This window comes from Mycobacterium sp. NPDC050441, from assembly GCF_040655355.1.
Classification (GTDB): Bacteria; Actinomycetota; Actinomycetes; order Mycobacteriales; family Mycobacteriaceae; genus Mycobacterium.
Genome location: NZ_JBFAJS010000005.1, coordinates 1 through 20,330, shown reverse-complemented (window position 1 = coordinate 20,330; position 20,330 = coordinate 1). Strand labels below are relative to the sequence as shown.

General features: G+C 64.8%; 14 protein-coding genes and 2 rRNA genes. 12 read left to right on the top strand and 4 right to left on the bottom strand.

Annotated elements, in window-relative coordinates; genetic code table 11:
• Positions 1 to 24: 24 nt before the first annotated feature.
• From AB0I14_RS15750 to argH, 5 genes are all read left to right on the top strand, one after another.
• Positions 25 to 1,170 (top strand): acetylornithine transaminase, encoded by a 1,146-nt coding sequence (locus AB0I14_RS15750; RefSeq protein WP_358024289.1) that lies wholly within the window; start codon positions 25 to 27, stop codon positions 1,168 to 1,170.
• Positions 1,167 to 2,090 (top strand): ornithine carbamoyltransferase, encoded by a 924-nt coding sequence (argF, locus tag AB0I14_RS15745; RefSeq protein WP_358022942.1) that lies wholly within the window; start codon positions 1,167 to 1,169, stop codon positions 2,088 to 2,090. The genes AB0I14_RS15750 and argF overlap by 4 nt, the downstream gene beginning before the upstream one ends.
• Before the next feature lies 1 nt (position 2,091).
• Positions 2,092 to 2,568, top strand: coding sequence for an arginine repressor (locus AB0I14_RS15740; RefSeq protein WP_358022940.1), 477 nt, complete (start codon positions 2,092 to 2,094; stop codon positions 2,566 to 2,568).
• 23 nt (positions 2,569 to 2,591) lie between these two features.
• Positions 2,592 to 3,791, top strand: a complete 1,200-nt coding sequence (locus tag AB0I14_RS15735; protein ID WP_358022937.1) for an argininosuccinate synthase — start codon at positions 2,592 to 2,594, stop codon at positions 3,789 to 3,791.
• 107 nt (positions 3,792 to 3,898) lie between these two features.
• Entirely contained in the window at positions 3,899 to 5,326 is a 1,428-nt protein-coding gene (gene argH / locus AB0I14_RS15730) for an argininosuccinate lyase (protein ID WP_358022934.1), read from the top strand.
• Here argH and AB0I14_RS15725 read toward each other — a convergent pair.
• Entirely contained in the window at positions 5,323 to 7,116 is a 1,794-nt protein-coding gene (locus AB0I14_RS15725) for an ABC-F family ATP-binding cassette domain-containing protein (protein WP_358022931.1), read from the bottom strand. The genes argH and AB0I14_RS15725 overlap by 4 nt on opposite strands.
• Before the next feature lie 152 nt (positions 7,117 to 7,268).
• On the opposite strand from AB0I14_RS15725, the gene AB0I14_RS15720 reads away from it, so the two are divergent.
• From AB0I14_RS15720 to AB0I14_RS15710, 3 genes are all read left to right on the top strand, one after another.
• On the top strand, positions 7,269 to 10,268 hold the full coding sequence (locus AB0I14_RS15720; RefSeq protein WP_358024286.1) for an acyl-CoA synthetase: 3,000 nt from the start codon (positions 7,269 to 7,271) through the stop codon (positions 10,266 to 10,268).
• Positions 10,269 to 10,344: 76 nt separating this feature from the next.
• Positions 10,345 to 10,890, top strand: coding sequence for a hypothetical protein (locus AB0I14_RS15715; protein WP_358022928.1), 546 nt, complete (start codon positions 10,345 to 10,347; stop codon positions 10,888 to 10,890).
• A gap of 9 nt (positions 10,891 to 10,899) precedes the next feature.
• Positions 10,900 to 11,118 (top strand): Trm112 family protein, encoded by a 219-nt coding sequence (locus tag AB0I14_RS15710; RefSeq protein ID WP_166904952.1) that lies wholly within the window; start codon positions 10,900 to 10,902, stop codon positions 11,116 to 11,118.
• Here the strand turns inward: AB0I14_RS15710 and AB0I14_RS15705 are convergent.
• The 3 genes from AB0I14_RS15705 to AB0I14_RS15695 are packed head-to-tail and all read right to left on the bottom strand — an operon-like array spanning position 11,101 to position 13,271.
• A complete protein-coding gene (locus AB0I14_RS15705) occupies positions 11,101 to 11,727 on the bottom strand; it encodes a TetR family transcriptional regulator (RefSeq protein ID WP_358022925.1) in 627 nt (208 codons plus the stop codon). The genes AB0I14_RS15710 and AB0I14_RS15705 overlap by 18 nt on opposite strands.
• Before the next feature lie 6 nt (positions 11,728 to 11,733).
• Positions 11,734 to 12,561 (bottom strand): ABC transporter permease, encoded by an 828-nt coding sequence (locus AB0I14_RS15700; protein WP_358022922.1) that lies wholly within the window; start codon positions 12,559 to 12,561, stop codon positions 11,734 to 11,736.
• Positions 12,486 to 13,271: an ABC transporter ATP-binding protein gene (locus tag AB0I14_RS15695; RefSeq protein WP_358022919.1), complete on the bottom strand. Its 786-nt coding sequence runs from the start codon at positions 13,269 to 13,271 to the stop codon at positions 12,486 to 12,488. Before AB0I14_RS15695 ends, AB0I14_RS15700 begins: the two co-directional genes overlap by 76 nt.
• A gap of 68 nt (positions 13,272 to 13,339) precedes the next feature.
• On the opposite strand from AB0I14_RS15695, the gene AB0I14_RS15690 reads away from it, so the two are divergent.
• The 4 genes from AB0I14_RS15690 to AB0I14_RS15675 all read left to right on the top strand — a co-directional run.
• Complete coding sequence (locus tag AB0I14_RS15690) at positions 13,340 to 13,951, top strand: DNA-3-methyladenine glycosylase (RefSeq protein ID WP_358022916.1); 612 nt, start codon at positions 13,340 to 13,342, stop codon at positions 13,949 to 13,951.
• Between the two features lie 27 nt (positions 13,952 to 13,978).
• On the top strand, positions 13,979 to 15,271 hold the full coding sequence (gene tyrS / locus AB0I14_RS15685) for a tyrosine--tRNA ligase (protein WP_358022913.1): 1,293 nt from the start codon (positions 13,979 to 13,981) through the stop codon (positions 15,269 to 15,271).
• Between the two features lie 396 nt (positions 15,272 to 15,667).
• A 16S ribosomal RNA gene (locus AB0I14_RS15680) occupies positions 15,668 to 17,187 on the top strand.
• A 393-nt stretch (positions 17,188 to 17,580) separates the two neighbouring features.
• A 23S ribosomal RNA gene (locus AB0I14_RS15675) occupies positions 17,581 to 20,330 on the top strand; the annotation flags it as partial.

Genomic DNA, 20,330 nt, shown 5'->3' with positions numbered 1-20,330 from the left:
CTCCAGGACCGCTGGGAAGCGGTGATGATGAACAACTACGGCACCCCGCCGTTGGCGCTGGCCAGCGGTGACGGCGCGGTGGTCACCGATACCGACGGCAAGTCCTACCTGGACCTGCTCGGCGGTATCGCGGTCAACCTCCTCGGGCACCGCCACCCCGCGGTGATCGAGGCCGTCACCACCCAGCTCAACACGCTGGGCCACACCTCCAACCTCTATGCCACCGAACCGGGCATCGCGCTGGCCGAGGCACTGGTCGGGCACCTGGGCACCCAGGCGCGGGTGTTCTTCTGCAACTCGGGCACCGAGGCCAACGAGGTGGCCTTCAAGATCACGCGGCTCACCGGCAAGACGAATATCGTTGCCGCCCAAGGCGCCTTCCACGGCCGCACGATGGGGTCGCTCGCCCTGACCGGCCAGCCTGCCAAGCAGGCGCCCTTCGAGCCGTTGCCGGGCAACGTCACCCATGTGCCCTACGGGGACGCCGAAGCCCTTGCGGCTGCGGTTGATTCGGATACCGCCGCGGTGTTCCTGGAGCCGATCATGGGGGAGGGCGGCGTCGTCGTCCCGCCCGCCGGCTACCTGGCGAAAGCCCGCGACATCACCACAAAAAGCGGGGCGCTCCTGGTCCTCGACGAGGTGCAGACCGGCGTCGGGCGTACCGGTGCGTTCTACGCCCACCAGCACGACGGCATCACCCCCGACATCGTGACACTGGCCAAGGGCCTGGGCGGCGGGCTGCCGATCGGTGCCTGCCTGGCCATCGGGCCGACCGGTGATCTGCTCACGCCCGGCCTGCACGGCAGCACCTTCGGCGGCAACCCCGTGTGCACCGCGGCCGCGCTGGGTGTGCTCAAGGCGCTGACCGACGGGGATCTGATCGCCCGCGCCGGAGTGCTCGGCAAGACCCTGAGCCACGGCATCGAGGAGTTGGGCCATCCGCTAGTCGATCACGTCCGGGGCAAGGGCCTGCTGCAGGGCGTGGTGCTGACCGCGCCGAGCGCCAAGGCCGTCGAGGCCGCGGCCCGCGACGCCGGCTTCCTGGTCAACGCCGCTGCCGCGGACGTGATCCGGCTGGCGCCGCCGCTGATCATCACCGAACCGCAGATCGAGACGTTCCTGTCCGCTCTGCCCACCGTTCTCGATACCGTTGTGGAGGCTGATTCATGATCCGGCATTTCCTGCGTGACGACGATCTGTCGCCCGAAGAGCAGGCCGAGGTGCTCGCCCTGGCCGCCGAGCTGAAGAAGGCGCCGTTCTCGCGGCGTCCGCTCGAAGGCCCGCGTGGGGTCGCGGTGATCTTCGAGAAGAACTCGACGCGCACCCGGTTCTCGTTCGAGATGGGCATCGCCCAGCTCGGCGGGCATGCCGTGGTGGTCGACGGCCGCAGCACCCAGTTGGGCCGCGAGGAAACCCTCGAGGACACCGGGGCGGTGTTGTCCCGCTACGTCGACGCGATCGTGTGGCGCACGTTCGCCCAGGAGCGGTTGACTGCCATGGCAAGTGGTGCCTCCGTCCCGATTGTCAATGCGCTGTCCGACGAATTCCACCCCTGCCAGGTACTGGCCGACCTGCAGACACTGGCCGAGCGCCGGGGCAACCTCGCCGGGTTGCGGATGACCTATCTGGGCGACGGCGCCAACAACATGGCGCACTCGCTGATGCTGGGCGGGGTCACCGCAGGCATCCACGTCACCATTGCCGCACCTGCCGGTTTCGAACCGGACCCGCACTTCGTCGACGCCGCCAAGCGCCGTGCCGCCGATACCGGGGCGACCGTCACCCTCACCGATGACGCACAGGCCGGGGTCGACGGGGTCGACGTGCTCGTCACCGATACCTGGACGTCGATGGGCCAGGAGAACGACGGGCTCGACCGGGTGCGGCCGTTCCGCCCGTTCCAGGTCAATGCCGGCCTCCTCAAGCGCGCCGACCCGGAAGCCATTGTGCTGCACTGCCTTCCGGCGCACCGCGGTCACGAGATCACCGACGAGGTGATCGACGGGCCGCAGAGCGCGGTGTTCGACGAGGCCGAGAACCGGCTGCACGCGCAGAAGGCCATGCTGGTGTGGCTCCTGGACCGAGCCTGACGTGAGCGCACCGACCCGCGCCGGCCGTCAGGCCCGCATCATCTCCCTCCTGTCGGCCAGGCCGGTGAGCAGCCAGACCGAGCTGGCCGCCCTGCTGGGCCAGGAGGGCATCGAGGTCACCCAGGCCACGCTGTCGCGGGACCTGGAGGAACTCGGCGCGGTGAAACTGCGTGGCGCCGACGGCGGCGTCGGCGTGTATGTGGTGCCCGAGGACGGCAGCCCGGTGCGGGGTGTGTCCGGCGGCACCGAACGGTTGACCCGGTTGTTGGGGGAGTTGCTGGTATCGACGGACGCCAGCGCTAACCTTGCCGTGCTGCGCACCCCGCCCGGGGCGGCGCATTACCTGGCCAGCGCGATCGATCGCGCTGCCCTGCCGTATGTGGTCGGCACCATCGCCGGTGACGACACCATCCTGATGGTGGCGCGCGAACCGATGACCGGGGCCGAACTTGCCAACACCATCGAGAACTTGAAATAAAGCCCAAAACAAGGAGATTGCTCATGTCCGAACGCGTCATCCTGGCGTACTCCGGAGGTCTGGACACCTCGGTCGCGATCAGCTGGATCGGCAAGGAGACCGGCAAAGAGGTCGTTGCCGTCGCCATCGACCTCGGCCAGGGCGGTGAGGACATGGACGTCATACGTCAGCGTGCCCTGGACTGCGGTGCGGTCGAGGCGGTCGTGGTCGACGCCCGTGACGAGTTCGCCGACGAATACTGCCTTCCGACCATCAAGGCGAATGCGCTCTACATGGATCGCTACCCGCTGGTGTCGGCCATCAGCCGGCCGCTGATCGTCAAGCACCTGGTGGACGCGGCGCGTAGCCATGGCGGCACCGTCGTCGCGCACGGCTGCACCGGCAAGGGCAACGATCAGGTGCGCTTCGAGGTCGGGTTCGCCTCCCTGGCCCCCGAACTGGACGTCATCGCACCGGTTCGCGACTACGCCTGGACCCGCGAGAAGGCCATCGCGTTCGCCGAGGGGAACGCCATCCCGATCAACGTCACCAAGCGTTCGCCGTTCTCGATCGACCAGAACGTGTGGGGCCGCGCGGTGGAGACCGGGTTCCTCGAAGACCTGTGGAACGCCCCGACCAAGGACGTCTACGACTACACCCAGGACCCGACGGTCAACTTCAATGCTCCCGACGAGCTGATCATCAGCTTCGACAAGGGCCGCCCGGTGGCGATCGACGGTCGCCCGCTCAGCGTGCTGGAGATCATCCAGGAGCTCAACACCCGGGCCGGCGCCCAGGGCGTGGGCCGGCTCGATGTGGTCGAGGACCGGCTTGTCGGCATCAAGAGCCGCGAGATCTACGAGGCGCCCGGCGCGATGGTGCTGATCACCGCGCACACCGAGCTCGAGCACGTCACGCTGGAGCGTGAGCTGGGCCGGTACAAGCGTGGCGTCGACCAGAAGTGGGGCGAGCTCACCTACGACGGCCTGTGGTTCAGCCCGCTCAAGCGGTCGCTGGAGGCGTTCGTCGAGCACACGCAGGAGCACGTCTCCGGCGACATCCGGCTGGTTCTGCACGCCGGGAGCGTCATCGTCAACGGCCGCCGGTCCGGTGAGTCGCTGTACGACTTCAACCTCGCCACCTACGACGAGGGCGACAGCTTCGACCAGAGCGCGGCCAAGGGCTTCGTGCTGCTGCACGGTCTTTCGTCCAAGATCTCGGCCAAGCGCGACCTGGGCCTGTAACTTTCGCAGCGCGAGTAACTTCGCACCGCGAGCGACCGTGTCTGTACGGCGACACGCCGCATTGGATGTACCTACACGGTCGCTCGCGCGGCAGGAGGCTGGATGAGATGAGCACCAACGACGGAACCACCAACGAAGGATCGCTGTGGGGCGGCCGGTTCGCCGACGGCCCTTCGGCAGCCCTTGCCGCACTGAGCAAGTCGACCCACTTCGACTGGGTCCTGGCGCCCTACGACGTCACCGCGTCCAAGGCCCACGCCCGCGTTCTGCACCGGGCCGGCCTGCTCACCGATGAGCAGCGCGACGGGCTGCTGGCGGGCTTGGACAGCCTGGGTTCCGACGTCGCCGACGGCAGTTTTGAGCCGCTGGTCACCGACGAGGATGTGCACGGTGCGCTGGAACGCGGCCTGATCGACCGGGTCGGGCCGGATCTCGGCGGCCGGCTGCGGGCCGGACGCTCCCGCAACGACCAGGTGGCCACCCTGTTCCGGATGTGGCTGCGCGACGCCGTCCGCCGTGTGGCCGACGGTGTGCTTGAAGTGGTCAACGCCCTGGCGGTGCAGGCCGCGGCGCACCCGACGGCGATCATGCCCGGCAAGACGCACCTCCAGGCCGCGCAGCCGATCCTGCTCGCGCATCATCTGCTGGCGCACGCCCATCCGCTGCTGCGCAATGTCGACCGGCTCGCCGATTTCGACGACCGCACCGCGGTGTCGCCCTATGGCTCGGGAGCGCTGGCCGGTTCCTCGCTGGGCCTGGATCCCGATGCGATTGCCGAAGATCTCGGATTCGCCTCGGCGGCAGACAATTCCGTCGACGCCACGGCGGCGCGCGATTTCGCCGCCGAGGCGGCGTTCGTCTTCGCTCAGATCGGGGTGGATCTGTCCCGGCTCGCCGAGGACATCATCCTGTGGAGCACAACCGAATTCGGGTATGTCACGCTGCACGACTCCTGGTCGACCGGCAGCTCGATCATGCCGCAGAAGAAGAACCCCGACATCGCTGAGCTGGCCCGCGGCAAATCCGGACGGCTGATCGGCAACCTCACCGGCCTGCTGGCCACGCTCAAGGCGCAGCCCCTGGCCTACAACCGGGATCTGCAGGAGGACAAGGAACCGGTCTTCGATTCGGTGGCGCAGCTGGAGCTGCTGCTGCCGGCGATGGCCGGACTGGTGGGGACGCTTACGTTCGATGAGGCCCGGATGGCCGCGCTGGCACCGGCCGGTTACACCCTGGCCACCGATATCGCCGAATGGCTGGTCCGCCAAGGGGTTCCGTTCCGGGTTGCCCATGAAGCCGCGGGTGGTGCGGTTCAGGTTGCCGAGGGCCGCGGCGTCGGGCTCGACGAGCTCACCGACGACGAGTTCGCCGCGATCAACCCTGCGCTCACCGCGCAGGTGCGCGAGGTGCTGACGGTGGAGGGTTCGGTCAACGCGCGCAGCGCGCGTGGCGGTACCGCGCCGGTGCAGGTGGCCAAACAGCTGGGCGTGGTCCGTACGACCACTGAGGAGTTACGGATCCGGCTGCGCCGTTAGCCGATCTGCTCGCCGAGTTCGAACCAGCGTTCCTCGACCTCGGTGACTTCGTCCTCCAGCGCACGGATGGCGGCCACCTTGACCGCGAGTCCCTCGAAATCGGACTGGTCATGGTCCGCCATCGCCGTCCGGGACCGGTTGATCTGTTGCTGCAGTTTCTCCAGCCGGCGTTCCAGGGCGGACACCTCCTTCTGCGCTGCCCGCAGTTCGGCGCCGGCCAGCCCGCCGGGTGCAGTGCCGGCGGCCGGTGCCTGCGCCGCGCCGGTCGCTGACTCATGCGCGGCCCGCAACCGCAGGTACTCGTCCACCCCGCCCGGCAGATGCCGCAGATGCCCGCCGAGGATCCCGTATTGCTGATCGGTGACCCGCTCCAGAAAATAGCGATCGTGGCTCACCACGATCAGCGTGCCGGGCCACGAGTCGAGCAGATCCTCCATGGCGGAGAGCATGTCGGTGTCCAGGTCATTGGTGGGTTCGTCGAGGATCAGCACATTGGGCTGTGCCAGCAGGATCAACAGCAGTTGCAGGCGACGTTGTTGTCCGCCGGAGAGGTCCTTGACCGGTGTCGACAACTGGGCGCTGGAGAACCCGAGACGCTCCAGCAACTGCCCGGGCGTGAGTTCCTGGGCCTTCGACCCGCTGCCGAACACATACGTCGTCCGCAGGTTGGCAAGGACCGTCCGCACCGGATCGCCGAGGTGGGGCTCAAGCTCGTCCACGGTCTGGGTGAGGGTCGCGACCTGCAGCGTCTTACCGTGTTTGACCCGTCCCGAAGTCGGTTGCACCGAACCGTCGATGAGGCCCAGCAGCGTCGATTTTCCGGCGCCGTTGACGCCGAGGATCCCGGTGCGCTCACCCGGGGCGACCCGCCACTCGACCTGGTGCAACACCTCGCGGTCGCCGTAGCTCACCGACACGTCCAGCAGGTCGACGACCTGCTTCCCGAGCCGTGACACCGCCAGGGACTGCAGTGCGACCTTGTCCCGGATCTCGGGCACATCGGCGATCAGCGCGTTGGCCGCGTCGATGCGGAACTTCGGCTTCGAGGTGCGGGCCGGAGCGCCGCGGCGCAGCCAGGCCAGTTCCTTGCGGGCCAGGTTCTGCCGGCGCGCTTCGATCGTGGCCGCCTGCCGGTCGCGTTCCACCCGCTGCAGGATGTAGGCGGCGTAGCCGCCGTCGAACGGTTCGACGATGCGGTCGTGCACTTCCCATGTGGCCGTACACACCTCGTCGAGAAACCAGCGGTCGTGCGTCACCACCAGCAGCCCACCGGACGACGCGGACCAGCGCTTCTTGAGGTGCTCGGCGAGCCAGGTGATCGCCTCCACATCGAGGTGGTTGGTCGGCTCGTCGAGCGCCAGCACGTCGTGATCGCCGGCGAGCAGCCTGGCCAGAGCGACCCGGCGCCGCTGTCCGCCCGACAGCGTGCGGAGCTCGGCGTCCCAGGGCAGGTCAGTGAGCAGGCCGGCGATGACATCGCGCCCGCGGGGGTCGCCGGCCCATTCGTGTTCGGGCATGTCACCCACCACCGCGTGGCCGACCGTTTCGGCGTCGTCGAGGGTGTCGGCCTGATCGAGCACGCCGATCCGCACACCACCGCGCACGGTGACCCGTCCGGAATCGGGTTCGAGCCGGCCGGCCAGCATGGCCAGCAGGCTGGATTTGCCGTCACCGTTGCGGCCGACGATGCCGATCCGGTCGCCTTCGCTGACGCCGACGGTGACCGCGTCGAACACCACCCCGGCGGGGTACTCCAGATGCAGGGTTTCGCCCCCGAGCAGGTGTGCCATCGCCGCCGACCCTATCGTCACGCGCCCGCGAAACCGGCATCGCATCGGGCCGCTACGCACATAGGCGTGATCAAGTCGGTGATCGGTTGCTGTTGTGCCATGATGACGACGTCAATCGGGGGTCGGGGTTGAGTTGTCAGGTGGGGAGCAAGCTGGTGGATTTCTCGGCAGTGACCAGACCGGTCGAGCGGTTGCTGGCGACCGCGCAGAACGGTCTGGAGGTGCTGCGCTACGGGGGCCTGGAGACCGGCTCGGTCCCGTCGCCCTTCCAGATCATCCAGAGCGTGCCGATGTACCGGCTGCGGCGGTACTTTCCGCCTGACATCCGCCCCGGTGCCCAGAATCCGCGTCCGCCGGTGCTGATGGTGCATCCGATGATGATGTCGGCCGACATGTGGGATGTGACGCGCGATGACGGTGCGGTCGGCATCCTGCACGCCGCGGGCATCGACCCCTGGGTCATCGACTTCGGCTCGCCCGACAAGGTCGAGGGCGGAATGCAGCGCAACCTCGCCGACCATGTGGTGGCGCTGTCGGAGGCCATCGACATCGTCAAGGAGGTCACCGGCCGCGACGTACACCTGGCCGGCTACTCGCAAGGCGGGATGTTCGCCTACCAGGCCGCGGCCTATCGGCGGTCCAAGGATCTGGCGAGCATCATCGCCTTCGGCGCCCCGGTGGACACCCTGGCCGCGCTGCCGATGAACCTTCCGGCCGGAGTCGCCGCGGGCGCGGCGGATTTCATGGCCGATCACGTGTTCAGCCGCATCGACATCCCGGGTTGGTTGGCACGCACCGGATTCCAGATGCTCGACCCGATCAAGACCGCGCAGTCGCGGCTGGAGTTCCTGCGTCAGTTGCATGACCGGGAGGCCTTGTTGCCGCGCGAGCAGCAGCGCCGCTTCCTGTCGTCGGACGGCTGGATCGCCTGGTCCGGGCCGGCGATCGCCGAACTGCTCAAGCAGTTCATCGCACACAACCGGATGATCACCGGCGGCTTCTCCGTCCACGGTGACCTGGTCACGCTGTCCGACATCGATTGCCCGATCCTGGCGGTGGTCGGCGAGGTCGACGACATCGGCCAGCCGGCCGCGGTCCGGGGTATCAAGCGGGCCGCGCCCGATGCGGATGTCTACGAATATCTGATCAGGGCAGGACATTTCGGGTTGGTCGTGGGCTCGAAGGCCTCCACCCAGACCTGGCCGACGGTGGCGCAATGGGTGAAATGGCTTGGTGGAGAACAGATGCCGGAAGGCGTGGTCCAGATGGGATCGCCCCCGGCCGATCACCCCGAGGGTGGGGTGTCGTTCTCCACCCGCGTCACCCACGGAGCCACCGCGGCCACCGAGATGGCGTTCGGGGTGGCCCGTTCCGCCGCCGACGCGTTGGTGGCGGCGAACAAGAACGCCCGGACCCTGGTCATCGAGACCGCCCGCACGTTGCCGAGGCTCGCCAGGTTGGGTCAGGTCAACGACCACACCCGGATCTCGTTGGGCCGGATCATGAGCGAGCAGGCGCGCAGCGCCCCCAACGGCGAGGCACTGCTGTTCGACGGCCGGGTACACACCTATGAGGCGGTGGACCGCCGGATCAACAACGTGGTTCGCGGCCTGATCGACGTCGGTGTGCGCCAGGGCGCCCGCGTCGGTGTCCTGATGGACACCCGGCCCAGCGCGCTCGTCGCGATCGCGGCCCTGTCCCGGTTGGGGGCGGTGGCGGTGCTGCTGCCGGAGGCGGATCTGGCCGAGGCCGCCCGTCTCGGCGGCGTCACTGAGATCATCGCCGACCCGAGCCACCTCGATGTGGCCCGCGCGCTCGGCACGCGGGTGCTGATTCTCGGCGGCGGTGAGAGCCGCGATCTCGATCTCCCCGATGAAGCGGACGACGTCTCCGCTGTCGTCGACATGGAGAAGATCGACCCCGACGTCGTCGAACTACCCGGCTGGTACCGGCCCAACCCCGGCCTGGCGCGCGACCTGGCCTTCGTCGCCTTCAGCGAGGTCGGCGGTGAGCTCGTGGCCCGCCAGATCACCAACTTCCGGTGGGCACTGTCGGCGTTCGGCACCGCGTCGGCGGCCAATTTGGGCCGCGGCGACACGGTCTACTGCCTGACCCCGCTGCATCATCAGTCCGGTCTGCTGGTCAGCCTGGGTGGCGCGGTGGTCGGCGGCTCGCGCATCGCGCTGTCCCGCGGACTGCAGCCCGATCGGTTCCTGCAGGAGATCCGGCAGTACGGCGTCACCGTCGTGTCCTACACCTGGGCCATGCTGCGTGAGGTCATCGACGATCCGTCGTTCTCGCTCACCGGCAGTCACCCGGTCCGGTTGTTCATCGGCTCCGGTATGCCCGCCGGTTTGTGGAAGCGCGTGGTCGACGTGTTCGAGCCGGCCCAGGTCGTGGAGTTCTTCGCCACCACAGACGGACAGGCCGTGTTGGCCAACGTGTCCGGGGCCAAGATCGGCAGCAAGGGGCGCCCGCTGCCCGGCGGCGGCACCGTCGAACTTGCCGCCTACGACGCCGACGACGACCTGATCCTGGAAGACGAGCAGGGTTTCGTGCGCAAGGCCGAGGCCAACGAAGTGGGTGTGCTGCTGGCCCATCCGCGCGGCCCGGTCGATCCGACGGCGGTGGTCAAGCGCGGTGTGTTCGCACCGGCCGACACCTGGGTGTCCACCGAGTTCCTGTTCCGTCGCGATGAGGACGGTGACTACTGGCTGGTCGACAACCGCGGTGCGGTCATCAGGACCGAACGGGGCCCGGTGTTCGCGACGAGTGTCAACGATGCGGTCGGACGCATCGACGCGGTCGACATGTCCGTGACCTACGCCGTGGAAGAGGCGGGCCGGCAGTTGGCGGTGACGGCGCTGGCGCTGCGTCCCGGCGGCAGCGTCCCGACGGCTGATCTCTCGCTCGCCCTGGAGGATCTGGCCGCGGGCAACCCGCCCGATGTGGTGCACGTGGTGGCCGACATGGAACTCGGTGCGTCGTACCGCCCGCTCGTCGGGCCGTTGCGGGCCGCGGGCATCCCGAAATCCGGCCGGCGTAACTGCTGGTACCTCGACGCCGATACAGGTACGTACAAGAAATTGACTGCGGCCAGCCGGGCCGAACTCGTCGCGGGAGCCGCCGACGACGAGCCCGAGACGGACTAGGCCGGTTCGTCGAGGGGATGCCGGGGCAGGAATGCGCTGTTACGCTCCGGCGGACGGCAGAGCGACTGGAGGATCGATGACATCGGGATCGGGTGCGAACGGCTGGCGTCGGGTGGTCACCGGATCGGTGACCGGCGGTGCGCTGGTACTGGGCCTGCTGGTGGGCGCGGGTGCGCCGACGGCCGCCGCCGATCCCGCCGAGCCGACTCCCGCAGCGGATGCACCTGGGTCGGCTGCGCCGGCGGCCCCGCCGATGACCGCCGACCAAGCGCTGTCCATCATCGCCAAGGACTACGACACCGGCGAAGGCGGCGGCCAGATCTCGACGCTGATCCACGACATCCTGAAGCTGCGTCAGCAGGGGTACAAGCCGTCGAACGCCAACCGTGAGGCCATCACCGCGGCGCTCGACAAGCGTCCCAACCAGGTTCCGCTGATCAACGCGCTGAAGAGCACCTTGGCGTACCAGCGCAAGTTGCAGGCCCAGTCCAAGGCTCAGGTTCCGCAGCAGAGTGGTCTCAATCCCGGGGTCGGCCAGTTCCCGGGAGGCATTGCTCCGATTCCGGGCGGGGCCGGGGCACCGCCCGGCCCGAGTGGCGGCATCCAGATCCCGTTGGGCTAGCGTCACGTGGTGGTCGACGACAAACTTCTGAGCATCCTGGTCTGCCCGCAGGACCGCGGGCCCCTGCTGCTGGCCGGAACGGACTGGCTCTACAACCCCCGGTTGCGGCGGGCGTACCGGATCGAGGACGGCATCCCGGTGCTGCTCGTCGACGAGGCCGTGGCCATCGACGACGATGCCGAGCATCGCCGGCTGCTGGAGTTGGCCGGGTCAGGGGAGTCCGGGTAGCTCACCGGTGAGGTAGCGCTGCAGGGTGGGCGCGATGGTTTCGACGATCTGGTTCACCGGCAGCGAGGCGAAGGGCTCTAGCTCCAGGATGTAACGCGCCATCGCGACGCCGACCAGTTGCGAGGCAACGAATTGGATGCGCACTCGGGCACTGCCGGGCGGGTTGTCCACCCGTGGTCCGATCTCGCCGACGATGATCTCCTGGAGAAACGACCGCACCAGTGATACGTCGTTGCCCGCCAGAACGGAACGCAGGGTCGCGATGAAGCCCTTGCCGATCTCGGAATCCCACAGCGGCAACACGATTGAGGGCAGTGCGTGCCCGATCTGCTCGATCGGGACCTCCTGCAGCTGGCTGATCACGGTCATCGGATCGATGGCAATGTGGATCGCCGCGGCGAACAGTTCGGTCTTGGTGCCGAAGTAGTGGTGCACCAGTGCCGCGTCCACTCCGGCAGCGGACGCAATGGAGCGGATCGATGTGTTGTCGATTCCGTTGCGGGCGAACAACTCCCGCGCACTGCTCAGGATGCGTTCGCGCTTGTCCGACGGCCCGGCCGGGCGGCCGGGCCGTTTGCGTTCTCTGTTGGATTCGACGTCGGTGCTCACGGGTTCCTAGGGGGTTCGACGGCGCAGGGTGGCCGCGGCCAGACACAGTGCCACTATGGCAAACCCCACCACGATCGCGATGTCACGGGCCGCGATGGCGGTGAGCTCAGGATGGGCGCCGACCTGCTGCAGGGCTTCGAGCGCATAGCTGGCAGGCAGCACGTTGCTGATCCACTGCAGCCATTCCGGTAGGGCGGCGCGCGGCACGATGATGCCGCACAGCAGTAGCTGCGGCGCGATGACCACGGGCATGAACTGGACTGCCTGGAACTCGGTGCGGGCGAATGCGCTGCACAACAGACCCAACCCCACGCCCAGCACGGCGTTGATGATCGCGATCAGGAATACGAGGACAGGGCTGCCGGCGGTGTCGAGGCCGAGGAACCAGAACGAGACGATGCAGGCGAGGGTGGCCTGCGCTGCGGCCGCGATCGAGAACGCGGTGCCGTAGGCGGCCAGCAGGTCGAACCGGCGCAGTGGTGTGGTCAGGATCCGTTCGAGGGTTCCCGAGACACGTTCACGCTGCATGGTGATCGAGGTGATCAGGAACATCACGATGAGCGGGAAGACGCCGAGCATGATCAGGCAGGCATTGTTGAACGGCGATGGGTGTCCCGGCGGGTGCGGCGCATTCTGGAACATGAAGTACATCAGCGTGATGATCAGGCTGGGGACCACCAGGATCATCGCGACGCTGCGATGGTCGGCGGCGAGTTGCCGCAGGATCCGTCCGGTGGTGGCCAGGTAGGCCGCCGGGCTCAGTCGGCTCGGTTGATCGCGCCCGAGTCGCTGCGCCGGATGACGGTGAGAAACGCTTCCTCCAGGGACGTACATTCCGTGTCCTTCCGTAGCCGGTCCGGGGTGGTGTGGGCGAGCAGCCGACCTTCGCGCATGAGCAACAGGTCACCGCAGTGGTCGGCCTCGTCCATGACGTGGCTGGAAACCAGCAGCGTCGTTCCGCGCCGTGACAGATCGTTGAACTGTTCCCACAGGTCGACGCGCAGGACGGGGTCGAGGCCGACGGTGGGCTCGTCGAGCACCAGGAGTTCGGGTTCGGCCACCAGCGCGCAGGCGAGCGAGACCCGGGTCCGTTGGCCTCCGGAGAGGTTGCCGCAGTACGCGGTGCGGTGATCGTCGAGACCGACCGCGCGGATGGCGCCGGCCGCCGAGTTCGCCGACGTGCCGTACAGCGCGGCGAAGTACCGGACGTTGTCGATGATCCGCAGGTCGTTGTAGATCGTCGGATCCTGGGTGACGTATCCGACCCGGTGGCGCAGCGGTGCCGAACCTGCTGGGTGTCCGAGCACCGTGACGGTGCCCGCCTCGATGATCTGGGTACCGACGATGCTGCGCATCAGGGTGGTCTTGCCGCAGCCTGACGGACCGAGCAGTCCGGTGATGGCACCGCGGGCGATGCGGACCGAGAGATCTCGAATTGCGGGCCGACCACCCCGGCTGACCTGCAGCCCGGTGATGTCGACGGCGGCGTCGGCGGCGCTGGACGGAGATCCGGCCGAGAATTCATCGATCGATGAAGTCATCATGTGATGAATAGTGCGCGCAAGTCCGGCCGGTGTCAATGGTCGAAGTTGCGAAGTGCAAAATCGCTCGGGTGAGCGCTGAGCTGCTGACCGGAGATCCGCTGCGTGCGGCGCGCCGGCTGTTGGGGGCCGAGCTGACCGGCCGCGGGGTCAGCGCCGTCATCGTCGAGGTCGAGGCGTACGGCGGCCCGCCCGACGGGCCCTGGCCCGATGCGGCGTCGCATTCGTTTCGCGGAGCCGGTGGCCGCAATCTCGTGATGTTCGGCCCGCCCGGCTACCTCTACACGTACCGCAGCCACGGCATCCACGTCTGCGCCAACGTGGTCTGCGGATACGACGGCGTCGCGGGCGCGGTCCTGCTGCGCGCAGCGTCGGTGAGTGCGGGCGCCGAGCTGGCCGGCCGGCGCCGTGGGCCCGCGGCGCGTCCGGTCGCGTTGGCGAGGGGTCCCGGAAACCTGTGCTCGGCTCTCGGAATCACGATGGAGGACAACGGAATTGACCTCTTTGCCGCCGACAGCCCGGTTCGGCTGTCCGTTGGCGAAGCGGTTCCGGCCGCCGACGGCCCACGGGTGGGTGTGAGCAAGGCCGCCGACCGGCGGTGGCGGTTCTGGATTGCCGACCGGGGGGAGGTTTCGGCGTATCGGCGTAGCCCGCGCGCGCCTGCGCCCGGTGCCGGTGATTGACCTCCGCGATGCGGCATGATCGTCGTCATGAGCATGGGAATCCTGGATGAGCTGGACTGGCGTGGGCTGATCGCCCAGTCGACCGACCGCGATGCGCTGGCGACTGACCTGGCCAAGGGACCCATGACCGTCTATTCCGGCTTCGATCCCACCGCGCCCAGCCTGCACGCGGGCCACCTGGTCCCGTTGCTCACGCTGCGCCGGTTCCAACGCGCCGGGCACCGTCCGATCGTGCTCGCCGGCGGCGCCACCGGGATGATCGGTGACCCCCGCGACACGGGGGAGCGCACGCTGAACACCGCCGACACGGTCTCGGACTGGGCCGGCCGCATTCGCGGCCAGCTGGAGCGGTTCGTCGAATTCGATGACACCCCGACCGGTGCCATCGTCGAGAACAACCTGAATTGGACGGGCCAGCTCTCGGCCATCGAATTCCTGCGTGACCTCGGTAAATACTTTTCGGTCAACGTGATGTTGGACCGGGAGACGGTACGGCGTCGGTTGGAGGGCGACGGTATCTCCTACACCGAGTTCAGCTACATGCTGCTGCAGGCCAATGACTTCGTCGAGCTGCACCAGCGCCACGGCTGCGGATTGCAGATCGGTGGCTCCGATCAGTGGGGCAACATCGTGGCCGGCGCCCGACTGGTGCGTCAGAAGCTGGGCGCCACGGTGCATGCGATGACGACTCCGCTGGTCACCGACTCCGAGGGCAAGAAGTTCGGCAAGTCGACCGGCGGCGGCAATGTGTGGCTCGACCCCGAGATGACCAGCCCATATGCCTGGTACCAGTACTTCGTGAACGCCTCCGATGCCGACGTCATCGGTTACCTGCGCTGGTTCACCTTTCTGACGCCGGACGAGATCGCCGAGCTCGAGGACGCGACGACGAACCGTGCGCACGAACGCGCCGCGCAGAAACGACTGGCACGGGAGCTCACAACGTTGGTGCACGGGGAGGGGGCGACGAAGGCCGTCGAGCTGGCCAGCCAGGCGCTGTTCGGTCGGGGGGAGTTGACCGACCTCGACGATTCCACCTTGAGTGCTGCTCTTCGCGAGGCCAGTAACGGTCAGGTGGCCGAGCTGAAGCCGGGCGGCCCGGACTCGATCACCGATTTGTTGGTCGCCACGGGATTGGCGGCAAGTAAGGGAGCCGCGCGCCGCAATGTCGCCGAGGGCGGGGTGTACGTGAACAACATTCGCATTGAAAGCGACGAGTGGATACCACAGCATTCCGATTTTCTGTATGAGCGTTGGCTCGTGTTGCGACGTGGCAAGCGGCACATTGCGGGGGTCCGGCGGGCGCCCGCGTCTGCCTAGCCGCGCATAGGTGCTGACCTGGGGAAATGCGGTGGCAACCTGGCGATTTGACTCGGAGTTAGCGCTGCCGTAACTTATTGCAAGTCAGAGCGACACGGACAAGCGCCGGAGAGCGAAGACAAATCCGAGAGAGAAACCCATTACGGTGGGTATTCTCACTGCCCGCAGTAAGGTTCAGCGGCTTTTAGCCGCGGGATTTCTGCGCGACAAACTCGGGCGTGTTGTTTGAGAACTCAATAGTGTGTTTGGTGGTTTTTGTTTGTTGTTTTTGGCCACGCTCTTTTTCCCGTTTAGGGTGTGGTTGTTTGTTTTTTTGATGCCAGTTTGTTGGTGTCTTTTGTTTGTGATCGGATTTTTCTGATTGAATTCTGCCTGGTTTTTGGACTGGGAAGTTTTTGTTTGGAGAGTTTGATTCTGGCTCAGGACGAACGCTGGCGGCGTGCTTAACACATGCAAGTCGAACGGAAAGGCCCTTCGGGGTACTCGAGTGGCGAACGGGTGAGTAACACGTGGGTGATCTGCCCTGCACTTTGGGATAAGCCTGGGAAACTGGGTCTAATACCGAATATGACCGCGCACTTCCTGGTGTGTGGTGGAAAGCTTTTGCGGTGTGGGATGGGCCCGCGGCCTATCAGCTTGTTGGTGGGGTAATGGCCTACCAAGGCGACGACGGGTAGCCGGCCTGAGAGGGTGACCGGCCACACTGGGACTGAGATACGGCCCAGACTCCTACGGGAGGCAGCAGTGGGGAATATTGCACAATGGGCGCAAGCCTGATGCAGCGACGCCGCGTGAGGGATGACGGCCTTCGGGTTGTAAACCTCTTTCAATAGGGACGAAGCGCAAGTGACGGTACCTATAGAAGAAGGACCGGCCAACTACGTGCCAGCAGCCGCGGTAATACGTAGGGTCCGAGCGTTGTCCGGAATTACTGGGCGTAAAGAGCTCGTAGGTGGTTTGTCGCGTTGTTCGTGAAAACTCACAGCTTAACTGTGGGCGTGCGGGCGATACGGGCAGACTAGAGTACTGCAGGGGAGACTGGAATTCCTGGTGTAGCGGTGGAATGCGCAGATATCAGGAGGAACACCGGTGGCGAAGGCGGGTCTCTGGGCAGTAACTGACGCTGAGGAGCGAAAGCGTGGGGAGCGAACAGGATTAGATACCCTGGTAGTCCACGCCGTAAACGGTGGGTACTAGGTGTGGGTTTCCTTCCTTGGGATCCGTGCCGTAGCTAACGCATTAAGTACCCCGCCTGGGGAGTACGGCCGCAAGGCTAAAACTCAAAGAAATTGACGGGGGCCCGCACAAGCGGCGGAGCATGTGGATTAATTCGATGCAACGCGAAGAACCTTACCTGGGTTTGACATGCACAGGACGCCAGTAGAGATATTGGTTCCCTTGTGGCCTGTGTGCAGGTGGTGCATGGCTGTCGTCAGCTCGTGTCGTGAGATGTTGGGTTAAGTCCCGCAACGAGCGCAACCCTTGTCTCATGTTGCCAGCACGTAATGGTGGGGACTCGTGAGAGACTGCCGGGGTCAACTCGGAGGAAGGTGGGGATGACGTCAAGTCATCATGCCCCTTATGTCCAGGGCTTCACACATGCTACAATGGCCGGTACAAAGGGCTGCGATGCCGTGAGGTGGAGCGAATCCTTTCAAAGCCGGTCTCAGTTCGGATCGGGGTCTGCAACTCGACCCCGTGAAGTCGGAGTCGCTAGTAATCGCAGATCAGCAACGCTGCGGTGAATACGTTCCCGGGCCTTGTACACACCGCCCGTCACGTCATGAAAGTCGGTAACACCCGAAGCCGGTGGCCTAACCCCTTGTGGGAGGGAGCCGTCGAAGGTGGGATCGGCGATTGGGACGAAGTCGTAACAAGGTAGCCGTACCGGAAGGTGCGGCTGGATCACCTCCTTTCTAAGGAGCACCACGAGACCTGAGCCCGCCCGCGACCGTGGGAGTTCGGAGATTCAGGCGATTCGTTGGATGGCCTCACACCTGTAGTGGGTGGGGGTCTGGTGCACTCAACAAACTTGGCGTGGGATGCGGGAAAGCATCTGCGGAAAATCATCAGACACACTATTGGGCTTTGAGACAACAGGCCCGTGCCCCTTTCGGGGGGTGGCATCCCGTTGGGGGTGTCGGCGTGTTGTTGCCTCACTTTGGTGGTGGGGTGTGGTGTTTGATTTGTGGATAGTGGTTGCGAGCATCTAGCACGCAAAATGTGTGGTCTCACTCCTTGTGGGTGGGGCCTGGTTTTGTGTGCAATTGATGTGCAATTTCTTTTGAAACTCATTTTTGGTGTTTGTGTTGTAAGTGTTTAAGGGCGCATGGTGGATGCCTTGGCACTGGGAGCCGATGAAGGACGTTGGAGGCTGCGATATGCCTCGGGGAGCTGCCAACCGAGCGTTGATCCGAGGATGTCCGAATGGGGAAACCCAGCACGAGTGATGTCGTGTTACCCACTACTGAATACATAGGTAGTGGGAGGGAACGCGGGGAAGTGAAACATCTCAGTACCCGTAGGAAGAGAAAACAAAAGTGATTCCGTGAGTAGTGGCGAGCGAAAGCGGAGGATGGCTAAACCGTATGCATGTGATACCGGGTAGGGGTTGTGTGTGCGGGGTTGTGGGACCTGTTTTTCCAGTTCTACCTGACTGGAGGGTAGTTAGAAAATGTCGTGGTTAACGGAAATGGTTTGGGATGACCTGCCGTAGACGGTGAGAGCCCGGTACGTAAAAACCTGACATCTGCCTTGAACAGTGTTCCCGAGTAGCAGCGGGCCCGTGAAATCTGCTGTGAATCTGCCGGGACCACCCGGTAAGCCTGAATACTTCCCAGTGACCGATAGCGGATTAGTACCGTGAGGGAATGGTGAAAAGTACCCCGGGAGGGGAGTGAAATAGTACCTGAAACCGTGCGCTTACAATCCGTCAGAGCCCTCCTTCGTGGTGGGGTGATGGCGTGCCTTTTGAAGAATGAGCCTGCGAGTCAGGGACATGTCGCGAGGTTAACCCGTGTGGGGTAGCCGCAGCGAAAGCGAGTCTGAATAGGGCGTATCCAATCCAGAGGGGTTGGTGTAGTGGTGTGTTCTGGACCCGAAGCGGAGTGATCTACCCATGGCCAGGGTGAAGCGCGGGTAAGACCGCGTGGAGGCCCGAACCCACTTAGGTTGAAGACTGAGGGGATGAGCTGTGGGTAGGGGTGAAAGGCCAATCAAACTCCGTGATAGCTGGTTCTCCCCGAAATGCATTTAGGTGCAGCGTCACATGTTTCTTGTTGGAGGTAGAGCTACTGGATGGCCGATGGGCCCCACAGGGTTACTGACGTCAGCCAAACTCCGAATGCCGACAAGTCCAAGAATGTGGCAGTGAGACGGCGGGGGATAAGCTCCGTGCGTCGAGAGGGAAACAGCCCAGATCGCCGGCTAAGGCCCCTAAGCGTGTACTAAGTGGAAAAGGATGTGCAGTCGCGAAGACAACCAGGAGGTTGGCTTAGAAGCAGCCACCCTTGAAAGAGTGCGTAATAGCTCACTGGTCAAGTGATTGTGCGCCGATAATGTAGCGGGGCTCAAGTACACCGCCGAAGCCGCGGCAACGAACTTTGTTCGTTGGGTAGGGGAGCGTCCTGCATCCGGTGAAGCAGCAGAGTGATCTAGCTGTGGAGGGTGTGGGAGTGAGAATGCAGGCATGAGTAGCGAATAGGCAAGTGAGAACCTTGCCCGCCGAAAGACCAAGGGTTCCTGGGCCAGGCCAGTCCTCCCAGGGTGAGTCGGGACCTAAGGCGAGGCCGACAGGCGTAGTCGATGGACAACGGGTTGATATTCCCGTACCCGTGTATGTGCGTCCATGATGAATCCATTGTGCTAACCATCCAAAACCGTCGTGACCGATCCCTTCGGGGTGAGGCGTTGACGGGGCTGCGTGGGACCCCGGTGGGTAGTAGTCAAGCGATGGGGTGACGCAGGAAGGTAGCCGTACCAGTCAGTGGTTGTACTGGGGTAAGCCGGTAGGGAGTCAGATAGGCAAATCCGTCTGACATATATCCTGAGAGGTGATGCATAGCCGTTTGAGGCGAATTCGGTGATCCTATGCTGCCAAGAAAAGCCTCTAGCGAGGACATACACGGCCCGTACCCCAAACCAACACAGGTGGTCAGGTAGAGAATACTAAGGCGTACGAGTGAACTATGGTTAAGGAACTCGGCAAAATGCCCCCGTAACTTCGGGAGAAGGGGGACCCCCATATCGTCAAGGCTTTTGCGGCCGGCAGCGGGAGGGGGTGGCACAAACCAGTGAGAAGCGACTGTTTACTAAAAACACAGGTCCGTGCGAAGTCGCAAGACGATGTATACGGACTGACGCCTGCCCGGTGCTGGAAGGTTAAGAGGACCTGTTAACCCTTCGGGGTGAAGCAGAGAATTTAAGCCCCAGTAAACGGCGGTGGTAACTATAACCATCCTAAGGTAGCGAAATTCCTTGTCGGGTAAGTTCCGACCTGCACGAATGGCGTAACGACTTCTCAACTGTCTCAACCATAGACTCGGCGAAATTGCACTACGAGTAAAGATGCTCGTTACGCGCGGCAGGACGAAAAGACCCCGGGACCTTCACTACAACTTGGTATTGGTGCTCGATACGGTTTGTGTAGGATAGGTGGGAGACTGTGAAGCTCACACGCCAGTGTGGGTGGAGTCATTGTTGAAATACCACTCTGATCGTATTGGGCCTCTAACCTCGGACCGTATATCCGGTTCAGGGACAGTGCCTGGTGGGTAGTTTAACTGGGGCGGTTGCCTCCCAAAATGTAACGGAGGCGCCCAAAGGTTCCCTCAACCTGGACGGCAATCAGGTGTTGAGTGTAAGTGCACAAGGGAGCTTGACTGCGAGACATACATGTCGAGCAGGGACGAAAGTCGGGACTAGTGATCCGGCACCTCTGAGTGGAAGGGGTGTCGCTCAACGGATAAAAGGTACCCCGGGGATAACAGGCTGATCTTCCCCAAGAGTCCATATCGACGGGATGGTTTGGCACCTCGATGTCGGCTCGTCGCATCCTGGG

Coding starts and splice junctions, on each gene's coding strand:
- AB0I14_RS15750 (WP_358024289.1), top strand. CDS start 25: ATGATGAACAACTACGGCACCCCGCCGTTGGCGCTGGCCAGCGGTGAC.
- argF (WP_358022942.1), top strand. CDS start 1,167: ATGATCCGGCATTTCCTGCGTGACGACGATCTGTCGCCCGAAGAGCAG.
- AB0I14_RS15735 (WP_358022937.1), top strand. CDS start 2,592: ATGTCCGAACGCGTCATCCTGGCGTACTCCGGAGGTCTGGACACCTCG.
- argH (WP_358022934.1), top strand. CDS start 3,899: ATGAGCACCAACGACGGAACCACCAACGAAGGATCGCTGTGGGGCGGC.
- AB0I14_RS15725 (WP_358022931.1), bottom strand. CDS start 7,116: ATGGCACACCTGCTCGGGGGCGAAACCCTGCATCTGGAGTACCCCGCC.
- AB0I14_RS15715 (WP_358022928.1), top strand. CDS start 10,345: ATGACATCGGGATCGGGTGCGAACGGCTGGCGTCGGGTGGTCACCGGA.
- AB0I14_RS15700 (WP_358022922.1), bottom strand. CDS start 12,561: ATGTACGTCCCTGGAGGAAGCGTTTCTCACCGTCATCCGGCGCAGCGA.
- AB0I14_RS15695 (WP_358022919.1), bottom strand. CDS start 13,271: ATGATGACTTCATCGATCGATGAATTCTCGGCCGGATCTCCGTCCAGC.
- tyrS (WP_358022913.1), top strand. CDS start 13,979: ATGAGCATGGGAATCCTGGATGAGCTGGACTGGCGTGGGCTGATCGCC.